Annotated in this window: 25 protein-coding genes; 12 read left to right on the plus strand and 13 right to left on the minus strand. The window is 60.0% G+C overall.

Going from position 1 to position 22,061, the window contains the following annotated elements; genetic code table 11:
- Positions 1-154: 154 nt before the first annotated feature.
- The 4 genes from AC0Z5Z_RS12850 to AC0Z5Z_RS12865 form a co-directional block, all read right to left on the minus strand.
- The gene (locus tag AC0Z5Z_RS12850) at positions 155-532 is read right to left on the minus strand and encodes a YgaP family membrane protein (protein ID WP_252877654.1); all 378 of its coding nucleotides are present in this window, start codon (positions 530-532) and stop codon (positions 155-157) included.
- A gap of 81 nt (positions 533-613) precedes the next feature.
- A complete protein-coding gene (locus tag AC0Z5Z_RS12855; protein WP_007911337.1) occupies positions 614-1,084 on the minus strand; it encodes an RNA methyltransferase in 471 nt (156 codons plus the stop codon).
- A gap of 182 nt (positions 1,085-1,266) precedes the next feature.
- Positions 1,267-1,638 carry a YajD family HNH nuclease gene (locus AC0Z5Z_RS12860; protein ID WP_003222612.1) on the minus strand — a complete coding sequence of 124 codons (372 nt, stop codon included), beginning with the start codon at positions 1,636-1,638 and terminating at the stop codon, positions 1,267-1,269.
- A gap of 47 nt (positions 1,639-1,685) precedes the next feature.
- Positions 1,686-2,372 carry a spermidine synthase gene (locus AC0Z5Z_RS12865; protein ID WP_071174691.1) on the minus strand — a complete coding sequence of 229 codons (687 nt, stop codon included), beginning with the start codon at positions 2,370-2,372 and terminating at the stop codon, positions 1,686-1,688.
- 80 nt (positions 2,373-2,452) lie between these two features.
- On the opposite strand from AC0Z5Z_RS12865, the gene AC0Z5Z_RS12870 reads away from it, so the two are divergent.
- The gene (locus AC0Z5Z_RS12870; protein WP_016771228.1) at positions 2,453-2,737 is read left to right on the plus strand and encodes a hypothetical protein; all 285 of its coding nucleotides are present in this window, start codon (positions 2,453-2,455) and stop codon (positions 2,735-2,737) included.
- Here the strand turns inward: AC0Z5Z_RS12870 and AC0Z5Z_RS12875 are convergent.
- Positions 2,734-3,207: a cyclic nucleotide-binding domain-containing protein gene (locus AC0Z5Z_RS12875; protein WP_016771227.1), complete on the minus strand. Its 474-nt coding sequence runs from the start codon at positions 3,205-3,207 to the stop codon at positions 2,734-2,736. The genes AC0Z5Z_RS12870 and AC0Z5Z_RS12875 overlap by 4 nt on opposite strands.
- 235 nt (positions 3,208-3,442) lie before the next feature.
- The gene (locus tag AC0Z5Z_RS12880; protein ID WP_252877656.1) at positions 3,443-5,497 is read right to left on the minus strand and encodes a S9 family peptidase; all 2,055 of its coding nucleotides are present in this window, start codon (positions 5,495-5,497) and stop codon (positions 3,443-3,445) included.
- A gap of 236 nt (positions 5,498-5,733) precedes the next feature.
- On the opposite strand from AC0Z5Z_RS12880, the gene AC0Z5Z_RS12885 reads away from it, so the two are divergent.
- The 3 genes from AC0Z5Z_RS12885 to AC0Z5Z_RS12895 are packed head-to-tail and all read left to right on the plus strand — an operon-like array spanning position 5,734 to position 7,578.
- Positions 5,734-6,231, plus strand: a complete 498-nt coding sequence (locus AC0Z5Z_RS12885; protein WP_056783588.1) for a hypothetical protein — start codon at positions 5,734-5,736, stop codon at positions 6,229-6,231.
- A 15-nt stretch (positions 6,232-6,246) separates the two neighbouring features.
- A complete protein-coding gene (locus AC0Z5Z_RS12890) occupies positions 6,247-7,023 on the plus strand; it encodes a class II glutamine amidotransferase (protein ID WP_252887460.1) in 777 nt (258 codons plus the stop codon).
- A gap of 12 nt (positions 7,024-7,035) precedes the next feature.
- Positions 7,036-7,578 carry a DUF2937 family protein gene (locus AC0Z5Z_RS12895; protein ID WP_016771223.1) on the plus strand — a complete coding sequence of 181 codons (543 nt, stop codon included), beginning with the start codon at positions 7,036-7,038 and terminating at the stop codon, positions 7,576-7,578.
- 302 nt (positions 7,579-7,880) lie between these two features.
- Here AC0Z5Z_RS12895 and AC0Z5Z_RS12900 read toward each other — a convergent pair whose 3' ends face one another.
- Complete coding sequence (locus AC0Z5Z_RS12900) at positions 7,881-8,795, minus strand: LysR family transcriptional regulator (protein ID WP_485611182.1); 915 nt, start codon at positions 8,793-8,795, stop codon at positions 7,881-7,883.
- A gap of 159 nt (positions 8,796-8,954) precedes the next feature.
- Here AC0Z5Z_RS12900 and AC0Z5Z_RS12905 point away from each other — a divergent pair, with 159 nt between their 5' ends.
- The 4 genes from AC0Z5Z_RS12905 (at position 8,955) to AC0Z5Z_RS12920 (ending at position 12,677) form a co-directional block, all read left to right on the plus strand.
- Positions 8,955-10,241: an MFS transporter gene (locus AC0Z5Z_RS12905; protein ID WP_016771221.1), complete on the plus strand. Its 1,287-nt coding sequence runs from the start codon at positions 8,955-8,957 to the stop codon at positions 10,239-10,241.
- Positions 10,242-10,303: 62 nt separating this feature from the next.
- On the plus strand, positions 10,304-11,056 hold the full coding sequence (locus tag AC0Z5Z_RS12910; RefSeq protein WP_353188785.1) for a 5-oxoprolinase subunit PxpA: 753 nt from the start codon (positions 10,304-10,306) through the stop codon (positions 11,054-11,056).
- On the plus strand, positions 11,053-11,757 hold the full coding sequence (gene pxpB, locus AC0Z5Z_RS12915) for a 5-oxoprolinase subunit PxpB (protein ID WP_457264058.1): 705 nt from the start codon (positions 11,053-11,055) through the stop codon (positions 11,755-11,757). The genes AC0Z5Z_RS12910 and pxpB overlap by 4 nt, the downstream gene beginning before the upstream one ends.
- A complete protein-coding gene (locus AC0Z5Z_RS12920; RefSeq protein ID WP_256809410.1) occupies positions 11,754-12,677 on the plus strand; it encodes a 5-oxoprolinase subunit C family protein in 924 nt (307 codons plus the stop codon). Before pxpB ends, AC0Z5Z_RS12920 begins: the two co-directional genes overlap by 4 nt.
- A gap of 19 nt (positions 12,678-12,696) precedes the next feature.
- Here AC0Z5Z_RS12920 and AC0Z5Z_RS12925 read toward each other — a convergent pair whose 3' ends face one another.
- Together AC0Z5Z_RS12925 and AC0Z5Z_RS12930 are read right to left on the minus strand one after the other, a co-directional pair.
- Positions 12,697-13,875 (minus strand): vWA domain-containing protein, encoded by a 1,179-nt coding sequence (locus tag AC0Z5Z_RS12925; protein WP_016771218.1) that lies wholly within the window; start codon positions 13,873-13,875, stop codon positions 12,697-12,699.
- A 12-nt stretch (positions 13,876-13,887) separates the two neighbouring features.
- Positions 13,888-14,733, minus strand: coding sequence for an AAA family ATPase (locus AC0Z5Z_RS12930; RefSeq protein WP_007911294.1), 846 nt, complete (start codon positions 14,731-14,733; stop codon positions 13,888-13,890).
- A 225-nt stretch (positions 14,734-14,958) separates the two neighbouring features.
- On the opposite strand from AC0Z5Z_RS12930, the gene AC0Z5Z_RS12935 reads away from it, so the two are divergent.
- Positions 14,959-15,456 (plus strand): helix-turn-helix domain-containing protein, encoded by a 498-nt coding sequence (locus tag AC0Z5Z_RS12935; RefSeq protein WP_056783602.1) that lies wholly within the window; start codon positions 14,959-14,961, stop codon positions 15,454-15,456.
- On the opposite strand, the gene AC0Z5Z_RS12940 is transcribed toward AC0Z5Z_RS12935, so the two are convergent.
- Positions 15,453-16,529, minus strand: coding sequence for a DUF748 domain-containing protein (locus AC0Z5Z_RS12940; protein WP_056783605.1), 1,077 nt, complete (start codon positions 16,527-16,529; stop codon positions 15,453-15,455). The two genes, AC0Z5Z_RS12935 and AC0Z5Z_RS12940, sit on opposite strands and share 4 nt — an antisense overlap.
- A gap of 141 nt (positions 16,530-16,670) precedes the next feature.
- On the opposite strand from AC0Z5Z_RS12940, the gene cysK reads away from it, so the two are divergent.
- Together cysK and AC0Z5Z_RS12950 are read left to right on the plus strand one after the other, a co-directional pair.
- Complete coding sequence (cysK, locus tag AC0Z5Z_RS12945) at positions 16,671-17,645, plus strand: cysteine synthase A (RefSeq protein ID WP_095180659.1); 975 nt, start codon at positions 16,671-16,673, stop codon at positions 17,643-17,645.
- Positions 17,646-17,829: 184 nt separating this feature from the next.
- Complete coding sequence (locus AC0Z5Z_RS12950; RefSeq protein ID WP_252868967.1) at positions 17,830-18,768, plus strand: aspartyl/asparaginyl beta-hydroxylase domain-containing protein; 939 nt, start codon at positions 17,830-17,832, stop codon at positions 18,766-18,768.
- Between the two features lie 46 nt (positions 18,769-18,814).
- Here AC0Z5Z_RS12950 and AC0Z5Z_RS12955 read toward each other — a convergent pair whose 3' ends face one another.
- Positions 18,815-18,991 carry a hypothetical protein gene (locus AC0Z5Z_RS12955; RefSeq protein WP_191622380.1) on the minus strand — a complete coding sequence of 59 codons (177 nt, stop codon included), beginning with the start codon at positions 18,989-18,991 and terminating at the stop codon, positions 18,815-18,817.
- Between the two features lie 43 nt (positions 18,992-19,034).
- Positions 19,035-19,571, minus strand: coding sequence for a hypothetical protein (locus AC0Z5Z_RS12960; RefSeq protein ID WP_056783608.1), 537 nt, complete (start codon positions 19,569-19,571; stop codon positions 19,035-19,037).
- Positions 19,572-20,017: 446 nt separating this feature from the next.
- On the opposite strand from AC0Z5Z_RS12960, the gene AC0Z5Z_RS12965 reads away from it, so the two are divergent.
- On the plus strand, positions 20,018-20,881 hold the full coding sequence (locus AC0Z5Z_RS12965; RefSeq protein WP_095180660.1) for a DMT family transporter: 864 nt from the start codon (positions 20,018-20,020) through the stop codon (positions 20,879-20,881).
- A gap of 113 nt (positions 20,882-20,994) precedes the next feature.
- Here AC0Z5Z_RS12965 and AC0Z5Z_RS12970 read toward each other — a convergent pair whose 3' ends face one another.
- Complete coding sequence (locus AC0Z5Z_RS12970; RefSeq protein ID WP_056783615.1) at positions 20,995-21,903, minus strand: DMT family transporter; 909 nt, start codon at positions 21,901-21,903, stop codon at positions 20,995-20,997.
- Positions 21,904-22,061: the final 158 nt, after the last annotated feature.

Here is a 22,061-nt window from a genome sequence, read left to right on the forward strand (position 1 = left end):
TGGGCCTGCATGCGGGCAGGCGAAGACTTCAGTACAGCCAAGCTTTTTAGCGATAAACACACCCAAAAAGCTTGACCGTGAACAGAGTATCTACAATGGAAAACGTGATTCCGTGTAGGAGCTGCCGCAGGCTGCGATCTTTTGCTTTAAAGCCTCAGACGCCGGCCTTCGGCGAGGTCAGCGAATCATTGCCGGTGACGGTCGCCGTTTCCGTGGCCACTTCGGCATTGGTCTTCAACTTGCTCAGTTCTTCCCCGGCGCGTTCGATCTTCGCCCGCACGTTGCTCATGTCCTGACGGCCTTTTTCCAACAGGCTTTTCGCCGAGCAGTGTCCGGTGATGCCACGGGCTACGGCCATGCCGCCGAGCGCCACTTGCAGCAGGCCGAATACGCCGCCACGGCGCAGGCCCTTGCCGACCATCAGCACGCCGCCGGTCAACGAGCCGACGCGCTCCCAGCCATGCACATTCTTGTGCGAAGGCGACTGGAACGGGGTGGATTCGATGCGTTCTACGCGTTTGAGCTCGCTCATGATCTATCTCCAAGCAGGGTGCGATTGATAGATAAGCTGACTGCCGGGGCCGTCAGCTTGTTCCATCGAATGTGCGACGCTTCAGCGGAATTTCGGCCCGGAGCGGGTGTTCAGGCCCTTGGCCATGCGGTCGTAGAGCACGACGTTGACCGTGGCGGCGAGGTTCATGCAGCCGGTGGTGGGGATGTACACGACGTCTTCGCACCAGTCGCGAATCTCCTTATCCAGCGAGCCGTCTTCCGGCCCGAAGATGTACAGGGCGCGGTCGGGGTGGGTGTATTCCGGCAGCGGCCGTGCGCCTTCGACCAGCTCTACCGCAACGGGCACGCAGTTAAGCGGAAGGATTTTTTTCAGGTCGTCGATGCCGATCAACGGGATGTCGTAGTGCACGCGCTTGGTGTCGGTGACGAAATCGGCGGCGCGTTCATAACGCTTGCCGGTGTAGAACACCGACGCCACGCCGTAACAGCCTGCGGCGCGCATCACCGAACCGACGTTCTCCGGTGATTTGGGGTTATACAAACCAATGCAGCTGTACCGTTTGTCTGCCACGAGCGGGGTGCCTTCGGGAAAAAGAGGGCGATTATACGGGGATTGGGGGAGGGCGGGCAGATTCGAGATTTGTGGTGCCTGGCCGGCCGCCTTCGCGAGCAGGCTCGCTCCCACAGGGGAACGCATTTCAACTGTGGGAGCGAGCCTGCTCGCGAAAGGGCCAGCTCAGGCGATGAAGATCTTCAATCTTCTTTTTTCATCAGGCCAGCCAGGGCCGCAAACGGGTTATGCGTGGCCTTGGCGATCTTCGGTGTGCTCAGCGAGCCGTCGCCGAAATACTGCTGATCGGTGTAACGCGAGTGCTCGTTGTCGTGGCAATACAGGCACAACAGCTCCCAGTTCGAGCCGTCCTGCGGGTTGTTGTCGTGGTTGTGGTCGCGGTGATGCACAGTCAGTTCGCTCAGGCGCTTGCCGGAAAACTCGCGGGCGCAGCGGCCGCAGACGTGCGGGTACATTTTCAGAGCCTTGTCGCGGTAGCCCATTTCCTTGTCGCGCTGGTTGTCGGCGAGGATGCGGTCCAGCTTCGACGTGTTGGTGGGGGTGGACGAACTCATGGGTTCACCTTTGCAGAAAGACTGATGACGGTTATGCGCAGTTTAGCTCAGCCCTTGAGCTTCTCGGCAATCCAGATCGTGTGACGGGTGCCCTTGTTGCCGTGGGCGAAGACCTGGACTTCTTCGGCCTTGAAACCGGCCTTCTTCAATTTGTCGGAAAACTGTCGGTCGGCGCTGGCCGACCATACCGCGAGCACACCTTTGGGGCGCAGCGCCTTGGCGCAGGCATTCAGACCTGCGGCGGAATACAGCCAGCTGTTGGCCTTTTGAGTCAGGCCTTCGGGGCCGTTGTCAACGTCAAGCATGATCGCATCGAAACCGTTCGGCTCGCTTTGCAGCACATTGGCCACATCTTCCTGACGGATCACCGTGCGCGGGTCGAGCAATGGCCGACCGGACTTCTCCCCGAGCGGGCCGCGATTCCACTCGACTACGCCGGGCACCAGCTCAGCGACCACCACTTCGGCGGACTTGCCCAGGTGCTTGAGTGCCGAGGCGAGGGTGAAACCCATGCCCAGGCCGCCGATCAACACCCGCGAATTCGGCCGGCCGGCGACCTTGCGGCAGGGGATCTCGGCCAGCGCATCTTCAGAACCGTGCATGCGCGTGTTCATCAACTGTCCGCCGTCGCCGCCCTGGATCTTGATGACGAAATCCTCGCCATACTCGAACAGGCACAGGGCACCGCCGTTTTCAGGGATCGGGGTGGTGTCGAGCAGAACGAAACGTTTCATGGAAATCTCTAAAGGGGGGAAGGCAAGCAGGCGCGTTGGGAGTAGCCTGAGCACAGACTAAAGGCCAAACGGAGCCCTTGATGAAGCGCACCATTCTAACGGTCATTACCCTGGCCGCGCTCGCGATTACTGCAGTGCAGGCCCAGCAGAGCGTTCCGGTCAGCCCGACGCCGCAGCCCGGCTCGCCCGGCACCGCGACGCCGACACCGTATCCGCAGATCACCCCGATCACCCTGCCCAAGTCGGGCGCCGGTAGCGGCAGCCCGCCATTGGTGCCGATCGAAATGCCCAGCCCGCCGAGCAAGGATCAACCGGTGCCGGGCATCGAGCCGAACGGCAACAAGGTCAAATCCCCCGGCGGTTAAACCTGTTGCGCGGCGAGCTGGCCGTCGGCCATGCGCAGGCGTTTGGACAGCGAGACGGCGAGGGCGCGGATGATCTTCGCGGCGATTTTCGGTGCGTCGTTGAGCATTTTCTCCAGCGAATCCTTGCCCAGATTGAGCAACTGACAATTGCTCGCCGCGATGCAGGTAGCCGAGCGGCGCTCGCCATCGAGCACGGCCATTTCACCGAAGGCCCGGCCGCTGCGCAGGGTGGCCATGGTGATGACCTGGCCGTCAGCGCCGGTTTTCTGCACGGCGACCTGGCCGGTGTGGATGATGCACATGAAACTGCCGGCATCACCCTCGCGAAAAATCGCCTCGCCTTCAGCCACGGTGCTGATGCTGAAATAGCCGGAAGCGGCCGCGAAGTCGGCCAGCTGCAATTGATCGAACAGGCCACAGTCCATCAGCCAGTCGCGGATCTCGTTGTTCAGAAAGGTCGGTTCAGACATGTCGATGCGGTCTTTTTGTTATCACATTTCAAGGCTATACACGGATCCCGTAGGAATGGGCTTTTGTGGCGAGGGGATTTATCCCCGCTCGGCTGCGCAGCAGTCGCAAATCCTGCCAACTCGGTGCTTCAGGAATACTGAGTTTGCAGGGTTTGGGGCCGCTTCGCAGCCCAACGGGGATAAATCCCCTCGCCACAAGGGTCTGCTGTAAGACCCAAGCCACCCACAGAGTTCCTCAGGCAATCTGCAAAACCTTGAACACAAATGCATATTCGAGCGCTACGTCACGTAATCCCTGATAGCGCCCGCTCATGCCGCCATGCCCGGCGCCCAGTTCGGTCTTGAGCAGCAGCACATTGTCGTCGGTCTTGGTTGCGCGCAATTTTGCTACCCACTTGGCCGCTTCCCAGTACTGCACGCGGCTGTCGTTGTAGCCGGCGATCACCAGCAGTGGCGGATAAGCCTGCGCGGTGACGTTTTCGTACGGTGCGTAAGCCTTGATCCGATCATAGACGTCCGGTTCTTGCGGGTTGCCCCATTCGTCGTATTCGGTGACGGTCAGCGGCAGATCGGGGTCGAGCATGGTGTTGAGCACGTCGACGAACGGCACTTCGGCAATCGCCACGCCGAACAGGTCCGGGCGCTGATTGAGTACCGCGCCGATCAGCAGGCCACCGGCGCTGCCGCCGCTGATCGCCAGTTTTTCCGCCGTGGTGATGCCGTTGAGGATCAGAAACTCAGCGCAAGCGATGAAGTCGCTGAAGGTGTTGTGTTTGTGTTCCTGCTTGCCGGCGCGATACCAGGCTTCGCCCAGCTCGCCGCCGCCGCGTACGTGGGCAATGGCGAAGGCCATGCCGCGATCGAGCAGGCTCAGGCGGGCGTGAGAAAACCACGGATCGAGGCTGGAGCCGTAAGCGCCATAACCATACAGATACAGCGGCACCGGTTTACCGACCATTTCGCGCTTCATCACCAGACTGATCGGCACCTGCGTGCCGTCCGGGGCGGTGGCCCATAGGCGTTGGCTGACATAGGCGTCGGCATCAAATTGGCCGAGTACCGGGGTTTCCTTGAGCACCGTTTGCTCGCCGCTGGCAAGAATCAACTGGCGCACCTGGGCCGGGCGATTCAATGCTTCGTAGCGCAAGCGAATGCGGTCGCTCTCGAATTCCAGGCTGTTTTGCACGTGGAGGCTGTAGGCCGCATCGGGCAATTGCACGCGATACGGCGCCGAGCCCTGCGGGTGAACCTCGATGATCGGCAGGCCACCTTCGCGCAGACTCAAAGTCATCGCTTCGGTGTTGAGGCTGACACCGTCGAGCATCACTTCTTCGTTGTGCGGGATCAGGTTCTGCCAGTCGGCCTCGCTCGGCGGCACGCCAGTGTCCGGGGCCTGATACAGGGCGAAGTTGATGCCGTCGCGGTTGGTACGGATAAACCATGTCCAGACGCCATCGAGCAGGCCGTGGTCGACGTCGTATTCGTGATCTTCGACCCGTGGCGCCAGGCAGCTGAACGGCAGGTGCGGTTGGTTGGCGTCCAGCGCCCAGACTTCACTGGTGGTCTTGCTGCCCAGCGACAGCAGCAATTGCTGTTCGGAGCTGGCGCGGTAGCAATGCAGGAAGAAACGCCCGTCCGGCTCGTGAAAAACCTCTTCGGCGGCAGTGCCATCAAGGCGATAGCGGAACAGTTTGTGCGGGCGATGGGTGTCGTCGAGCACACCGAAAAACAGGGTCAGGCTGTCGTTGGCCCAGGTCATGCTGCCGTCGCAGTCCTCGAATTCCAGTTCGCTGACCTTGTCGTTGGACAGCTCCTTGACGAACAGCGTGTAGATCTCGTCGCCCGAGGTATCGACGCTGTAGGCCAGGCGCTGGTGATCGGGGCTGATGCTGAAAGCACCGAGCGAGAAGAAACCGCCGTTGGCCAGCGCATTCGGGTCGAGCAATAGTTGCTCGCGGCTTTCATCGAGGGTCAGGCTGTCGTCCGCCGGGCGCGGGCAGCGGTAGTGCCGGGCATATTCGTCACCGGCGGTGGTGCGCGTGTAATAAAGGTAGGGGCCCCAGGGCGAGGGCAGGGACAGATCAGTCTCGAGAATCCGCCCCTTGATTTCGTTGAACAGGCTTTCGCGCAGCTCGGCCTGATCGGCGATTTGCGCTTCCTGATAAGCGTTTTCAGCCTTGAGGTAGTCGAGCACCGCGTCGGTATCGCGTTCCTGCAGCCAGGCATACGGGTCGGCGCCGGGCGCCCGCTGGGCAATCGGGGCAGTCATGACATTGGCGGATTGGGGCATGGAAGGCTCTCGGACAATATTCGGAATTGGGTTGTTCGCAGGTCTTGAAAGCGCCGCAGCCCGTGTGGGAGCGAGCCTGCTCGCGAAAGCGGTGTGTCAGGCAACGCTGTTGCAACTGACAGTCCGTATTCGCGAGCAGGCTCGCTCCCACAGGGGCGGCTGCTGGCCGTCTGGTATTGGGACAAGCCGCATGGGCGAAAAGTCGTTACTATAAGCGCCTATTTGCCTGCCTTGCCATGGACACCATGACCGAGAACGACTATCTGATCGCCTGGGGCCTTTACGCCTTTGCCGCCGTGGGCTGCCTGCTGGTATGGATGCGCCTGACCACCTGGATGTGGCGTTGGCTGCGCGAGCCGCTGCGTGTGCTGATGGCGGTGTTGCTGTTCAGCCCGACCATCGTCGATCCGGTGAAAGCCAAAGTTGCACCGGCCATCGCCATCACCGCCCTGGACATGCTGTTCAAGGTCGGCAACAACGCCTGGCGCGCGGTTTCCGATCTGTTCATGTACGGCATGATCGCCTTCGGGGTGTATCTGGTTTTCGTCTTGATCCGCCTGCCGATCGAGCGTGCCTCGGTAGCACGGCGTGAACGCGCCGAGGCAGCCAAGGCCGCCGCCCGTGCCGAAGAGCGCGACGATGATCAACCGTTCGGTGGCGCCGGTGACGACCGCTACGGTCGCCCGCCAGTACCGAACAATCCGCAGCGCATGCGGGTCGAGCCGCGTCTGTAACCCGAGAGTCCGCACATGTGTGAATTACTGGGCATGAGTGCCAACGTGCCGACCGACATCGTGTTCAGCTTCACCGGCCTGATGCAGCGCGGCGGCCGTACCGGCCCGCACCGCGACGGCTGGGGCATTGCCTTCTACGAAGGGCGGGGCCTGCGGCTGTTTCAGGACCCGGCAGCGAGCAGCGAGTCGGAAGTTGCCAACCTGGTGCAGCGTTATCCGATCAAGAGCGAAGTGGTCATCGGCCATATTCGCCAGGCCAACGTCGGCAAGGTCTGCCTGTCCAACACCCACCCGTTCGTCCGCGAACTGTGGGGGCGCAACTGGTGTTTCGCGCACAACGGCCAGCTCGCCGACTTCACTGCGATCAAGAGTTTCTACCGACCGGTCGGCGATACCGACAGCGAAGCGGCGTTCTGCGATTTGCTCAACCGGGTACGCGCAGCCTTCCCCGAGCCGGTCGATATCGAAACGCTGCTGCCGGATCTGGTCGCAGCGTGCGCCGAATATCGCAGCAAAGGCGTGTTCAATTGCCTGCTCAGCGACGGTGACTGGCTGTTCTGTTACTGCTCGACCAAACTCGCCCAGATCACCCGCCGCGCCCCGTTCGGCCCGGCGCGGCTCAAGGATGTCGATGTGATCGTCGACTTCCAGGCCGAAACCACGCCCAACGACGTGGTCACGGTGATTGCCACCGAGCCTCTGACCGAAAACGAAACCTGGACCCGTTACGAACCGGGCCAATGGAGCCTGTGGCGACGCGGCGAATGCGTCAGCCAGGGCAAGACCGAATAAGGATTTGCACCCATGTTGCTCAGTTATCTACGGCTGGTGTTGTTTGCGGCGGGCCTGTTGATCGGTGTCCAGGTGCCGGGGTTCATCAACGATTACGCCCAGCGTGTCGAAGCGCACCTGATCGAAGCGCAGACCGGTCTGCGTGGTTTCCAGGGCACGGCGGATCAGTTTTTCAAAGGCGATATGCAGGCGCTGGTCGCGCATTACCGGGCCAGCGAAGATCCGATTTTTCGCAGCGATGCCGACAGCCTGAACACTTTGCTCACTCGCCAGGTCGCGCTGGATAAGCAGTTCCAGGCGATGCAAGGCCCGTGGTATGTGCGCTTCCTGCAAGTGGTGCTGGCCGCCGATCCGGATATTCGCAAGGAAACCTGGAACGGCTACAGCTACCAGATCCTGCTGACGCCAGAGGCGATGATCTGGGGCATGAGCGGCGCATTGCTGCTGTCGTTCGGCATCGAATGCCTGTTCCGCCTGATCGACTGGGTCGTCCTCGGCGGCCGCCGCCTGCGCCAGAGCCGGCCGATCGAAGATCGCGATGTGCGCGGTTTGTAAGACTTGCACAATCCCCTCTGGCAAGAGAGGCCTTATGGCATGGGGGATTCTGTGGTGAGTGGGCTCTGGGGTGAGTGGGTTCTGTGGTGAATGGGCTCTGTGGTGAATGGGCTATGGGGGGAGTGGGTTCTGTGGCGAATGAGTTCCGTGGCGAGTGGGTTCTGTGGTGAATGAGTTCTGTGGCGAGGGGATTTATCCCCGTTGGGCTGCGCAGCAGCCCCAAAACCTGCACTGAAAGACCGCGTTGGCCGCAATCACGACTGCTGCGCAGCCGAGCGGGGATAAATCCCCTCGCCACGTAATCATTCAGTAAGGGTGATGTAGTCCTTGCCGACCTTGTGCGCATACCCCGCCAGGACCTGCTGACACAACGTCACGATCTCCTCGACCCACTCAACCCCGACCCGCCACGACACCACCACCGGCAGATTCGCCGGCCGCTGCTCGATGTCGAGCAAGATCAATTCGCCCCGTGCCAGCCCCTCGGTCACCAGCACCGGCGGCAGCGCGCCGATACCGAAGCCGTCGCGCAACAACCGGGTGATCGCCGACACCGAGTTCACGCAATTCAAGCGTGGCGCCATGACGCCGCTGGCCTGCATCAGCGCGACGATATCCTGATGCGGTCGTGAGTTTTTCGAATAGGTGATGATCCGCTCCTGCGCCAGTTCGGCGAGGTCGGCGTAGTCGCGGTTGTAGATCGAATTGCTCGCGACAATCCAGCCCAGCGGATGGCTCGCCAGCTCGAGGCTGCGCACGCTTTCGTGACGGACCAGATCGGTTTGCAGAACCAGATCAAGGAAGCCTTTTTGCAGTTGATCGCAGAGGTTCAGCGCGGTATCCGCGACCAATTCGATTTCCACCCGTGGGTACAGATCGGTCATCTGCGCCACCAGCGGGCTCAGCCAGGTATGGATCACTGTGTCCATCACGCCGATACGCACCCGGCCGACCTTGCTCGAACGGGTCTCGATCGACTGCTTCAGCGCCGCCATGGTGTCGAGCATCTGCTCGGCATAGTCGAGCACTTTCAGGCCTTCCGGGGTCAGGCTGACGCCGCGTGAGTCGCGCAAAAACAGCTTTACGCCCAGCTCGCCTTCGAGCACCGCAATGCGGCTGGAAATCGATGCCTGGGTGGTGAACAGCTTGTCAGCGGTCAGGCGAAAACTCTTCAGGCGCGCGACCCAGACAAAGGTCTCGAGAAACTTCAGATTCATGGACAAGGCTCGAGTGACAAATTTTTCTTATGCCTAAGGCGGGTTTTTATTCGTTGGACGGCGCAGGGCAGGGCGACGAAAAATCGGCGCATCCGGTTCCCACGATAGGCGTCGTCGGAGCTTCGAACAAGACCAATAAAAGCCCTGCGGAGATTTGCCATGAGTGCTCCCGATACCCTTCCTTTATCCAAGCCTGCGGCGCGTCCGGGGCCATTCGACTGGTACCGCAACATCAACCAGCAGGAGCGCCGCACGTTCTGGAGCTGCAAGATCGGCTACGGTCTGGACGGTATGGACACGCAGATGCTCAGCTTCGTCGTGCCGACGCTGATCGCGATGTGGGGCATCACCACGGGCGAAGCGGGGCTGATTCACACCAGCACCTTGATCGCTTCGGCGATCGGCGGTTGGGTCGCCGGGATCCTCTCCGACCGCATCGGCCGCGTGCGCACGCTGCAACTGACGGTGCTGTGGTTCGCCTTCTTCACCTTCCTCTGCGGCTTCGCGCAAAACTACGAACAATTGTTGATCGCGCGCACGTTGATGGGCTTCGGTTTCGGCGGTGAATGGACCGCTGGCGCAGTGTTGATCGGTGAAGTGATCCGCGCCAAGGATCGCGGCAAAGCGGTGGGCATGGTGCAATCCGGCTGGGCGCTGGGCTGGGGCCTGACGGCGATTCTGTACGCGCTGCTGTTTTCGGTGTTGCCAGCGGAAGATGCCTGGCGCGCGCTGTTCATCCTCGGCATCGTGCCGGCGATATTCGTGATTTTTGTCCGTCGACTGGTGAAAGATCCGGAGATCTATCGCGAAGCCAAAGCCGCGCAAACTCCGGAAAACCCGGCGAAGTTCTACGAGATCTTCGCACCGGGAATGCTCTTCACCACGTTTCGCGCTTCTTTGCTGACCACCGGTGCGCTGGGCGGCTACTACGCGATCACCTCCTGGCTGCCGACTTTCCTCAAAAACGAGCGCGGTTTGAGCGTGCTCGGCACCGGTGGTTATCTGGCGATGGTGATCGTCGGTTCCTATGTCGGTTATGTGATCAGCGCGTATCTGACCGACCTGCTGGGGCGGAAAAAGAACTTCATTTTGTTCGCGGTCGGCTCGTTCACCATCGTTCTGCTCTACACGCAGATGCCGGTCAGTAACGGCGTGATGCTCTGGCTGGGCTTTCCGCTGGGCTTCTTCGCTTCGGGGATTTTCAGCGGCATGGGTGCGTTTCTCACCGAATTGTTCCCTACGCGGATTCGCGGCTCGGGCCAGGGTTTCTGCTACAACATCGGCCGCGCGCTGGCGGCGTTGTTCCCGCTGTTGATCGGCCTGCTCAGCCAGAAAGTGCCATTGAGCATGGGCATCGGCGCCTTCGCGGCGGTCTCCTATGGCGTGGTGATTCTGGCGGCGCTGAGCCTGCCGGAAACCCGTGGCAAGCAACTCGACGCGCAGTAACTGATACCCTGCGCAGAAGTCTCCTACAGATAAAAAGACCAGCAGCTACAGGAGTGTTCACCGTGAGCCGCCTGCTATTGAATTGCGACATTGGCGAGAGCTTCGGCAGCTGGACCATGGGTCTGGACGCCGAAGTCATGCCCTTCATCGATTGCGCCAACGTTGCCTGTGGTTTCCATGCCGGCGACCCGAGCATCATGCGCAAAACAGTGGCGCTGGCGCTCGAGCATGGCGTGCAGATTGGCGCGCACCCGGCCTATCAGGATCTGGTCGGATTCGGCCGGCGTTCCATGGCCTATTCCGCGCAAGAGCTGCAAGACATCCTGCATTACCAGATCGGTGCCCTCGACGGCATCTGCAAGGCGCAGGGCGGGCGCGTGAGCTACGTCAAACCCCACGGCGCGATGTACAACGACATGATGGCCAACCCTGCGCAATTGCGTGCGGTGGTGCAGGCCGTGGCCGCTTATGATCGCAATCTGCCGCTGATGTTGATGGCGACCCGAGACAACGCTGCGGCGCAGCAAATTGGCGATGAATACGGCGTAACGCTGTGGTTTGAAGCATTCGCCGACCGTGCCTACGACAGCGCCGGCCGGCTGGTCTCCCGGCAACTGCCGGGCGCCGTGCATCACGATCCCGAAAAAATCATCGAGCAAGCGCTGACCATTGCCGATGGCGGCGCGCTCACCGCCAGCGATGGCAGCGCCTTGATCCTGCGCGCCAATACCTTGTGTGTACACGGCGACAACGCCAGTTCCGTGGCCGCCGTGCAGCGCATTCGCCAGGCCTTGCAGCAGTCGAGTGCGTCATGAACCCACGGATTGAAGTGGTGGCGCTCGACTGCCTGATGCTGCGTCTGTTCGATGAAATCGCCGAAGCCAACATGCCGTGGCTGCTCGCCGCCAGCGAGCGTTTGCGCACGGCGTTTGGTGCACAGTTGATCGATCTGGTGCCGTCCTATACGACGTTGATGGTGCATTACGACCTGACGCTGTTGAGTCCTGCTCAGGCGCGTGACTTGATCGCCGAAGCGCTGGTCGATCTGACGCCGAATGCGCGCCGTGCCGGGCAGCGCCACGTCTTGCCGGTCTGGTACGACTTGAGTGTCGGCCCGGAACTGAGCCTGTTGGCTGAACGCAGCGGTCTCGCGGTGGAGGAGGTGATTCGTCGCCACAGCGCACGGGAATATCAGGTGTTCGCGTTGGGCTTTGCGCCGGGTTTTGCCTTCATGGGCCTGGTCGAAGAAATGCTCGCCGCGCCGCGCTTGAACACACCGCGCAAGAAAGTCGCCGCTGGCAGCGTCGGTATCGCCGAGCGGCAGACCGCTGCCTATCCGGTGGTCTCGCCCGGTGGCTGGAACCTGATCGGGCGCACCCCGGCGCAACTGTTTGATCGCCATCGCGACGGCTACAGCCTGATGCAACCGGGCGACACGGTGCGCTTCGAAGCCGTCGATCACGCCGAATTCATACGCTTGGGCGGCGATGACACCCCACTGGAGGCGCTGGCATGAGTCGATTGATGATCGAGGCCAGCACGCCGCTGTGCCTGTTGCAGGATGCCGGGCGGTTTGGCGTGCGGCATCTGGGCGTGACCCAGGGCGGCGCGGCGGATTGGTGTTCGATGAGCTGGGCCAATTGGCTGCTCGGCAATGAGCTGGATGCAGCAGTGGTTGAAATCACCCTCGGCGGGTTTGCTGTTGTGGCTGAAGAGGATTGCCTGCTGGCGCTGGCGGGAGCGGATCTCGGCGCGCAGATCGACGGCCAGCCGCTGGCGCCGTGGCGCAGTTTCAAATTGGCGAAAGGCCAGACATTGCGGTTCACGCAGCCTTCGCTCGGCGCCCGGGCGTATCTGGCCGCGCCCTTTGGGTTTACTGCGCCCAAGGTACTGGGCAGCAGTGCCACGGTGGTGCGCGAAGAATTGGGCGGGCTTGATGGCATGGGCCTTCCGCTCGCCAAAGGGGCGGTGCTCGGTTACAGCGGCGAAGCGTTGGCAGTACGGGAAATGCCTTCGGCGCTGCGGCCGGATTTCAAAACGCACGCGCCTTTGGACTTGGTGCTCGGCGCACAGATCGGCCAGTTCAGCGGGCAGAGCCTGTTCGATGTCTTCAACAGCGCCTGGACCATCGACAGTCGCGCCGACCGCATGGGCATCCGCCTGCTCGGCTCGGCGTTGCAATATCAGGGCGCGCCGATGATCTCCGAGGGGATTCCGTTGGGCGCGGTGCAGGTGCCGCCCGATGGCCAACCGATCGTGTTGCTCAATGATCGCCAGACCATTGGCGGATACCCGCGCCTGGGCGCGTTGACGCCGCTGGCGCTGGCACGATTGGCGCAATGTCTGCCGGGAGTGAAGGTGAGATTGCGGCCGGTGGTGCAGGACGTCGCGCACCGCGAGCATGTCGAGTATTTGCAGCGCTTTAAAGATCGCTAAAAGCTTCGCGAGTTAACGATTATTTGGAAAGAAACCGCATCCCTTCTTCAAGCCCGCGCAGCGTCAGCGGATACATCTGATCCTCGATCAGATCGCGGACGATGTTGGTCGACGAGGTATAGCCCCAGGTGTCCTTTGGATACGGGTTGATCCAGATGAGCTTCTTGTATTTCTCCATGAAGCGCTGCATCCACACGTAACCCGGCTCTTCGTTCCAGTGCTCGACGCTGCCACCGGCCTGGGTGATTTCGTAAGGCGCCATGGCGGCGTCACCGATGAAGATCACTTTGTAGTCGGCGCCGTATTTATGCAGCAGATCCTGGGTCGAGGTGCGTTCGGAAGTGCGGCGCATGTTGTTCTTCCACACTGATTCATAAATGAAGTTGTGGAAGTAGAAATACTCAAGATGCTTGAACTCGGTCTTGCAGGCCGAGAACAATTCCTCGCAGATCTTCACGTGCGCATCCATCGAACCGCCGATGTCGAACAACAGCAGCAGCTTCACCGTGTTGCGCCGTTCCGGGCGCATCTGGATATTCAGCAGGCCGGCGTCCTTGGCGGTGTGGTCGATGGTGCCGTCAATGTCGAGTTCTTCCGCCGCACCCTGACGGGCGAACTTGCGCAGACGACGCAGGGCGACCTTGATGTTGCGCGTGCCCAGTTCCACCGAATCGTCGAGGTTCTTGTACTCGCGCTGATCCCAGACCTTGACCGCTTTGCCCTGACGCTTGCCGGCATCGCCAACGCGGATGCCTTCCGGGTTGAAACCGCCGGAACCGAACGGGCTGGTGCCGCCGGTGCCGATCCATTTGTTGCCGCCGGCGTGACGTTCCTTCTGTTCTTCCAGACGCTTCTTGAATTCCTCGATGAGCTTGTCCAGCCCGCCAAGGGACTGGATCTGCGCGCGTTCTTCGTCGCTCAGCGAACGCTCGAATTCCTTGCGCAGCCAGTCTTCGGGAATCAGCGCCTGCAAGTGATCGTCGAGTTTCTCCAGGCCATTGAAGTAGGCACCGAACGCGCGGTCGAACTTGTCGAAATGGCGCTCGTCCTTCACCAGAATCGCCCGCGACAAGTAGTAGAACTCGTCCATGTCGGCGAAGGTCACGCGCTGTTTCAGCGCGTTGATCAGGTCGAGCAGCTCGCGTACCGACACCGGCACCTTGGCTGCACGCATTTCGTTGAACAGGTTGAGCAACATGGCAGCAGCCTCTTAGCGGGTGCCGCGCCGGCTCATGAACGCCAGGCGCTCAAGCAGTTGCACGTCCTGTTCGTTTTTCACCAGTGCGCCTGCCAGCGGCGGAATGGCTTTGGTCGGATCGCGCTCGCGCAGCACCGCTTCGCCGATGTTGTCGGCCATCAGCAGTTTCAGCCAGTCGACCAGCTCGGACGTCGAAGGCTTTTTCTTCAGGCCCGGTACCTTGCGCACGTCGAAGAACACGTCGAGCGCTTCGCTGACCAGGTCCTTTTTGATGTCCGGGTAGTGCACGTCGACGATTTTCTGCAGGGTAGTGCGGTCGGGGAAAGCGATGTAGTGGAAGAAGCAGCGGCGCAGGAAGGCGTCCGGCAGCTCTTTCTCGTTGTTGGAAGTAATGATGATGATCGGGCGCTTCTTGGCCTTGATGGTCTCGTCGATCTCGTAAACGTAGAACTCCATCTTGTCGAGTTCTTGCAACAGGTCGTTGGGGAACTCGATGTCGGCCTTGTCGATTTCGTCGATCAGCAGAATCACCCGCTCCTCGGACTCAAAGGCTTCCCAGAGCTTGCCCTTCTTCAGGTAATTGCGCACGTCATGGACTTTTTCATTGCCCAGCTGCGAGTCGCGCAAACGGCTGACCGCGTCGTACTCGTACAGACCCTGATGGGCCTTGGTGGTGGACTTGATGTGCCAGGTGATCAGCTTGGCCCCGAACGACTCGGCCAGTTGCTCGGCGAGCATGGTCTTGCCGGTGCCCGGCTCACCCTTGACCAGCAGCGGCCGTTCCAGGGTGATGGCGGCGTTGACCGCCAGCTTCAGGTCATCGGTGGCGACGTAGGCCTGGGTGCCTTCGAACTTCATCTGCAAATCCTCGAACGGTAACGCTGACCTTGCGGGCAGGGCGGGGCGAATAATCGGATGCCCGACTATAACGCGCACGCCGGTCGACTGTGAACGCAGACGGCTTATTCAGTCTCTGAATGGAGCGTCACATGTTGACTCAGTCTCGGCGGATGGCCAGTATTCCGGTATCGCCGATTTGGCGATAGCCTTTCTTACTCGGTTAGTAAAAAGGGCAGAAAATCGATGTTACCCATGAAACGGCCGCGTCTGCGATCTGCGCACGTCCTGTCGGATTTCAGGTTGGCGCTGACATTTATCAATGGTCAGGAACTGACAGTTGATTTGGGGATGGATATTCATACTTATCCAGGTCTGCGGCCACTGCTTGATCGCGAAGTCTTTGCGACTGCCGTAGTCGGGGACGAGGGTTGGATCGTTGAATGGGTTGAACCCGACGTACAGATCGGTGCAGACACCTTGTATATGGATGCGCTAGCGCAAAATGCCCAGGATGAGAACACGCGCATTTTTATCGATTGGCGCGCCCGTACCGGACTTTCTCTCAATGATGCGGCCGAAGCGCTCGGTGTGAGCGCTCGCAGCATCAGCCGTTACAGCAATGGGCGTGAAGCAGTGCCACGTTCTTTGGCGTTGGCCTGTCTGGGCTGGGATTCGCTGCAACAGCGTTCATCGATAGCGGCCGAAGACACAGGTCGATATGTCGTCAACCGCAAAAATTAACCCTCATCCGGCTTCGGCCGCTCATATCGCGCATTGAATGCCTGGATGAAGCCATTGCGCAAAATCTGCAAAAACGCTTCGAAGGCGTTGACGTTCTGCTGGTGAACATTGCCGCTGAGTTCGACGCGAGTGGCGAACTGGTTTTTGTTCTGGTTTTTCAGCACGGTCTCGGTGCCGCCGACCAGCGCTTCCCAGATGGAGCGGAACAGGCCTTTGTTCTTGTTCTCGACGTCTTGCTGCCAGTTGAAAACGTCGACGTCGCGCAGCAGGGGTTTGATGTAGCCGGTGAGTCGGGCTTTCTCTGCCTTCGCTTCGATAACCACGTCGCCGTGGCCGGCGTTGAAGTCGAACTTGCCGTAGGCGGCGGCGAAGTCGTTCATGCGTTTGAGCTCGATGTCACGGGCGCGCAGACGGAATTCAAAGTCTTCGAAGTTGCTCAGCGGATCGAAGGTGGCGGTGGTTTCCAATGGCGCGTGGCCCAGCAGCAAGGCCTTGCCTTCAAAGCGGGCGTCGCGTTTGCCTTCCTTGTCGACCACATTGGTCAGGTTGTAGATGCTGGCGTTGACGTTGCTGGCGTTCATGTTCACCGGCGGCTTGGAATTGAAGTTGCGGAAGGTGATACGGCCGTCGTTGATCTGCACTTCATCGAGGGTGATCGGCAGCAGCTTGCCCAATTGTTCACGCCAGTCGGTGCCCTGACCGGTTTGCGAGTTCTGCTTGTTGGGGCCGCCGTCGACGAAGTTGATTTCGGGGTTGAGAAATTGCACCTGCGCGACCACGGCATGGTCGTACCAGAGCGAATGCCAGCTCACCGACAGGTCGATCAACGGCGCATCGACGAACGGCACCGGGACCTTACCATCGACCTTGACGATCTTCAGGCCATTGATTTTGTAGGCGCCGCGCCATAGCGCGAGATCGACATCCGTGATCTGTCCACGGTAATCGCCCATGTCCGCGAGCTTGTCATTGAGGTAGTCGCGTACCAGATAGGGCAGGGCGAAATGCAGGGCGACCAGCAGCACCACGACACCCGCCAGGGTCCAGAGCGGCCAGCTGTAACGACGTTTCATGCCATTGTTCCTTCAAGAGTGTGGCTTGACGATTCAATGCGATTGACTCCGCGCGTTTGCAGACGTTCGACCCGACTGGACTGTGATCGGCAACGGGCTTACCTTGGAAGGCTGAATTCAACGCTGCATAAGGACCCAGCCATGAGCCGTATTTACGCTGACAACGCCCACTCCATCGGTAATACGCCGCTGGTCCAGATCAACCGCATCGCGCCGCGCGGGGTTACGATTCTGGCCAAGATCGAGGGGCGCAATCCCGGTTACTCGGTCAAATGCCGAATCGGCGCCAACATGATCTGGGACGCCGAAGGCAGCGGCAGACTCAAGCCGGGCATGACCATTGTCGAGCCGACTTCCGGTAACACCGGTATCGGTCTGGCCTTCGTTGCCGCTGCGCGTGGCTACAAGTTGATGCTGACCATGCCGGCATCGATGAGCATCGAGCGCCGCAAGGTTCTTAAAGCCTTGGGCGCGGAACTGGTGTTGACCGAGCCGGCCAAGGGCATGAAGGGCGCCATCGAGAAAGCCGCGGAAATCGTCGCCAGCGATACCGATAAATATTTCATGCCGGCGCAATTCGATAACCCGGCCAACCCGGCGATTCATGAAAAGACCACCGGCCCGGAAATCTGGAACGACACCGACGGCGCCGTGGATGTGCTGGTGGCAGGCGTCGGCACCGGCGGAACCATTACCGGTGTCTCGCGGTATATCAAGAACACCGCCGGTAAACCGATTCTGTCCGTGGCTGTCGAGCCCGCTTCTTCGCCGGTGATTACGCAGGCGTTGGCCGGCGCCGAGATCAAGCCGAGCCCGCACAAGATTCAAGGCATCGGTGCCGGTTTTGTGCCGAAGAATCTTGATCTGTCGATGGTCGATCGCGTCGAGCAGGTGACCGATGAAGAATCCAAGGCCATGGCTTTGCGACTGATGCAGGAAGAAGGGATTTTGTGCGGCATTTCCTGCGGTGCTGCCATGGCGGTGGCGGTGCGTCTGGCGGAGAAACCAGAGATGCAGGGCAAAACCATCGTCGTGGTGCTGCCGGATTCGGGCGAGCGTTATCTGTCGAGCATGCTGTTCAGTGACCTGTTCACCGAGCAGGAGAACCAGCAGTAAGCCTGTTGATTCAGGTCAGCCGAGGTTCAGGTGCTGCATGCTAATAAAGGCTTTGTTGCGTAATGCTTAACACTTAATCTTGTGTCAGGCGGGTTTTTCCGCAGGCCGGTAGTGTTTATCATGGCCGGCTGCCATGCCGGGTAAAGGGCATTGCGCAGCGTTGTCTTTATTCAAGGAGTTGTTGATGACCGTTTCGTTTGCCGCCAAGGCGTTTGTGCTGTTGCTGTTTCTGGGCAGCACGCTCTATGTGCATTTGCGCGGCAAGGCGCGTTTGCCGGTATTGCGCCAGTTCGTCAACCACTCCGCGCTGTTCGCGCCCTACAACGCGTTGATGTACCTGTTTTCCGCAGTGCCGTCCAGACCGTATCTGGATCGCAGCAAGTTTCCGGAACTGGATGTTCTGCGCGACAACTGGGAAACCATCCGCGACGAAGCCATGCACCTGTTCGACGAAGGCTACATTCGCGCTGCCGAAAAGAATAACGATGCCGGTTTCGGTTCGTTTTTCAAGAAAGGCTGGAAGCGTTTCTATCTGAAGTGGTACGACAAACCGTTGCCATCGGCCGAAGCCCTGTGCCCGAAAACCGTGGCGCTGGTCAGCGCCATTCCCAACGTCAAGGGCGCGATGTTTGCGCTGCTGCCGGGCGGCAGTCACCTCAACCCGCACCGCGATCCGTTCGCCGGCTCGCTGCGCTATCACCTCGGTTTGTCGACGCCCAACTCCGATGATTGCCGGATCTTCGTCGACGGTCAGGTCTATGCCTGGCGCGACGGCGATGACGTGATGTTCGACGAGACCTACGTGCACTGGGTCAAGAATGAAACCGCTCAGACTCGAGTGATTCTGTTCTGTGACATCGAACGTCCGCTGAGCAACCGCTTGATGACCCGGATCAACCGCTTCATCAGCGGCTGGCTCGGCCGCGCCACCGCGCCGCAGAATCTTGATGACGAACGCGTTGGCGGCATCAACCAGGCTTATGCCTGGAGCAAGAACTTCAGCGACCGTTTCAGCGGCGTGGTCAAGCAGTGGAAGCGCCGCCATCCCAAGGCCTACAGGGTAATGCGCCCGGTGCTGGCGGTGCTGGTGCTGACGATGCTGGGGTACTGGTTGTTTGGCTGAGGCTGGATCAGACAATAGAAAACCGCTCTTTGGGAGCGGTTTTTCATTAGCGGAAGGAAAAGGACGACCCGGCTAATGCGCCGCTTGGCTCTTCAACGGCTGGATTGACCAGTGCATTCCTGATGCGATGCATCTCGGTTTCAGATAATTCAACAGATGGCTGCTTTTTCTCCATCTTTCTGGATTTGAAGTTTGATGCTTTCTTTTCAACGACAGCTTTCATGGGATCTCCCACGTTGATCACTAAATGAGCAGGTGCTCAGATACTAGACTTGGTCAATACGCTTCACAAGACGGCCCTCAGAGTCGAATTCGAAACCCAGTTGACGGTATAGAGGTATAGCTCCCGAAAGAGGCTCCTGAATTTCGATTTGCTGGCTGCCGATGATACGTGCGAAATGAGTGACGGCAGTCAGGGCGAAGGTCGCTATGCGGCCCTTGAGCGGGTGTTCGTTTGGGTGCCCCTCAAGACGCACAATTTTGACTCTCAGTCGGCTTTGGTTCGGATTGGCGAAACAAAGTCCGCACAGTTCACGATCAAACCAGATTGCCAGATCGAAGCTCATTGGTTCTTTGGCTTTCCATCGGACAATTTCCTCCCAGCAGAAATGCGGATCGAGCCATTGCTCATAAGCTTTCATGGCGGACGCATCAATAGCCTCGAAGCGAACCTTGGAATAATCAACGTCAACAATTGCGCGCGCCTCGAGTTCGCTGTGTAGCTTCGCAAATGTAACTGCCGCCCGCTTCCTCGCCTCCGACCGATAAACCTGATACCGCAAATACGTCCGTTTCCTTGGCATATGATCTCTTGCATTCCATGTCTCCTGACAATCCGTTGCCACGCCAATAACCCTAACCACCCGGCGCCGCACTGTCGCTACCGGCCCATTGCCCAAGTCATTGCAATCTGTGTCCCGGGCTGGTTATAGTCAGCCCGCTTGAGCGCCATGCTCACGCCTTCATTTCCTCAATAAAGATCAGCATCCATGCCTGCATCCCTCATCAACGCGGTAGTCGATTCAGCGGTCAACGCTGGCGTCGTGCCGTGCGGGAATCGGCAGCCTGTGCAGATCAGTCATTACCCTCCACCTGTCAGTAGCACGCCGGTGTGCGCAGTCGTTTCGCCGCCGGGCGTTGGTGTTCGGGGCTGATCGGCAGTTTCTGCTGAACCCCGCGCCCGCCAGAAAAACCTACTGAATTTCAGCTTCGGCTGAGTTGGCTTCTTGCCTGACTACAGGTGGTATTCATGTTTGTCCTTTCGAAACAGTCCGCGCTCGCGGCGACGTCCACGAGCCTGTTCGTTCTGCTGTGGAGCAGCGGGGCGATTTTCTCCAAATGGGGCCTGGCCCATGCTTCGCCCTTTGCCTTTCTGCTGATTCGCTTCGCCATCGCCCTGTGCGGGCTGGTGTTGCTGGCGCCGCTGCTCAAACTCAAGTTGCCCAAGGGCGGCAAACCGATGCTGTTTGCGATCGCCACCGGCGTGGTGCTGTTGGGCGCCTATCAGATCTTTTATCTGCTGGCGCTGGACTGCAAAGTCACGCCGGGGGTGATGGCCACTCTGATGGGCGTTCAGCCGATTCTCACCGTGGTGCTGATGGAGCGCCAGCGTTCGGCGAGCCGCCTGTTCGGCCTGACGCTGGGGCTGACAGGGCTGATCATGGTGGTTTATCAGGGCATCGGTCTGGCCGGAATGTCCTGGGCTGGCATGTTGTTCGGTTTGCTGGCGCTGGCGAGCATGACGCTCGGCTCGATCATGCAAAAACGCATCACCGACAATCCGCTCGGTACGCTGCCAGTGCAGTACCTGGCCGGCCTGTTGCTGTGCGCGGTGTTCGTACCGTTCCAGCCGTTTCACTTCGAGCACAGCGCAGGCTTTATTGTCCCGGTGTTATGGATGGGCCTGGTGGTGTCGGTGCTGGCGACGCTGTTGCTGTATCGACTGATCGCGCGGGGCAATCTGGTGAATGTCACCAGCCTGTTCTATCTGGTGCCGGCGGTGACGGCAGTGATGGATTACCTGATTTTCGGTAATCGTCTGGCGGCGTTGAGCGTGTTGGGAATGCTGCTGATTATTGTCGGGCTGGTATTTGTGTTCCGTAAAACCGGATAGCCGATAGGCAGGTGGCGCTTGTTGCGCCGCCTTTCGCGAGCAGGCTCGCTCCCACATTGGAATGTATTTTTCTGTGGGAGCGAGCCTGCTCGCGAATATCTGCGGCAGAAAATCTAACGGACTGACACCTTTGCAGGCCTCACCACCGCCGGCTTCAACACCAGCCACAACGCTGCCGCAATCAGCACCCCGCCATAAATGTGCGCCATCGACAACGGCTCATCCAGCAACAACGCCCCCCACAACACGCCGAACGGCGGGATCATGAAGGTCACGGTCATCGATTTCACCGGGCCGATCGAGCTGAGCAGGCGGAAATAGATGATGTAGGCAAACGCCGTGCAACCCAGGCCCAGGCCGAGCAGCGACAGCCAGACATGCCAGCCACCCCAGCTGACCGGCGGCGCAGTGATCACGCTGTAGGCGAACAGCGGCAGCAGAAACAACGTCGCTCCGAGCATGCTGCCCAGTGCCGACAAACGGCTGTCCAGCCCACCGGCCTGATCCAGCCAGCGCCGCGCGAGGAAACCGGCAAAGCCATAACAAGTGGTCGCCAGCAGGCAGGCGACCGCGCCCATCAGCAGTTGCAGGTCGAAGGCCACGGGACCGGCGCGTGTCAGCACGCCGACGCCGAACAGGCCGAGGAACACACCGCCCAGCTTGGCAATCGTCAGTTTCTCGCTGAAGAACAAACCGCCAATCAACACGCCCATCAGCGGCGTCGTGGCGTTGAAGATCGCCGAATAGCCGGCCGGCAATACCTGGGCGGCAACCGAATACAGCGTCGCCGGAATCCCCGAGTTGATCACGCCCAGTAGCATCACGGTCTTCAGCTTGCCCTTGAAGTCCCAACTGATGCGCATCAGCCCAAGGATCACCAGCAGCCCGGCAGCCGCGATCGACACGCGAAAGAACCCGGTCGGGATCGTGCCGATCACCGGGGCAATGATGCGCATGAACAGAAAACTCGCGCCCCAGATAGCGGCCAGCGACAACATGCGGAAAATATCGACAGGGCTCACGGCGGGCTCCTTCCTTGATCGGGACGAGAGTGTTGCCGAGCGTCCGGATCATGGCAACCGCTATTCGGGCTTTTAATTCTGTCTTGGGATTAACCTGCGCGAGAAACACCGTCAACGGTCAGCGCTGTATCGGTTTTGGCAGAAATTGCGCTTTTCCT

The organism is Pseudomonas sp. 1L-E-NC-VB-C3, from assembly GCF_057291535.1.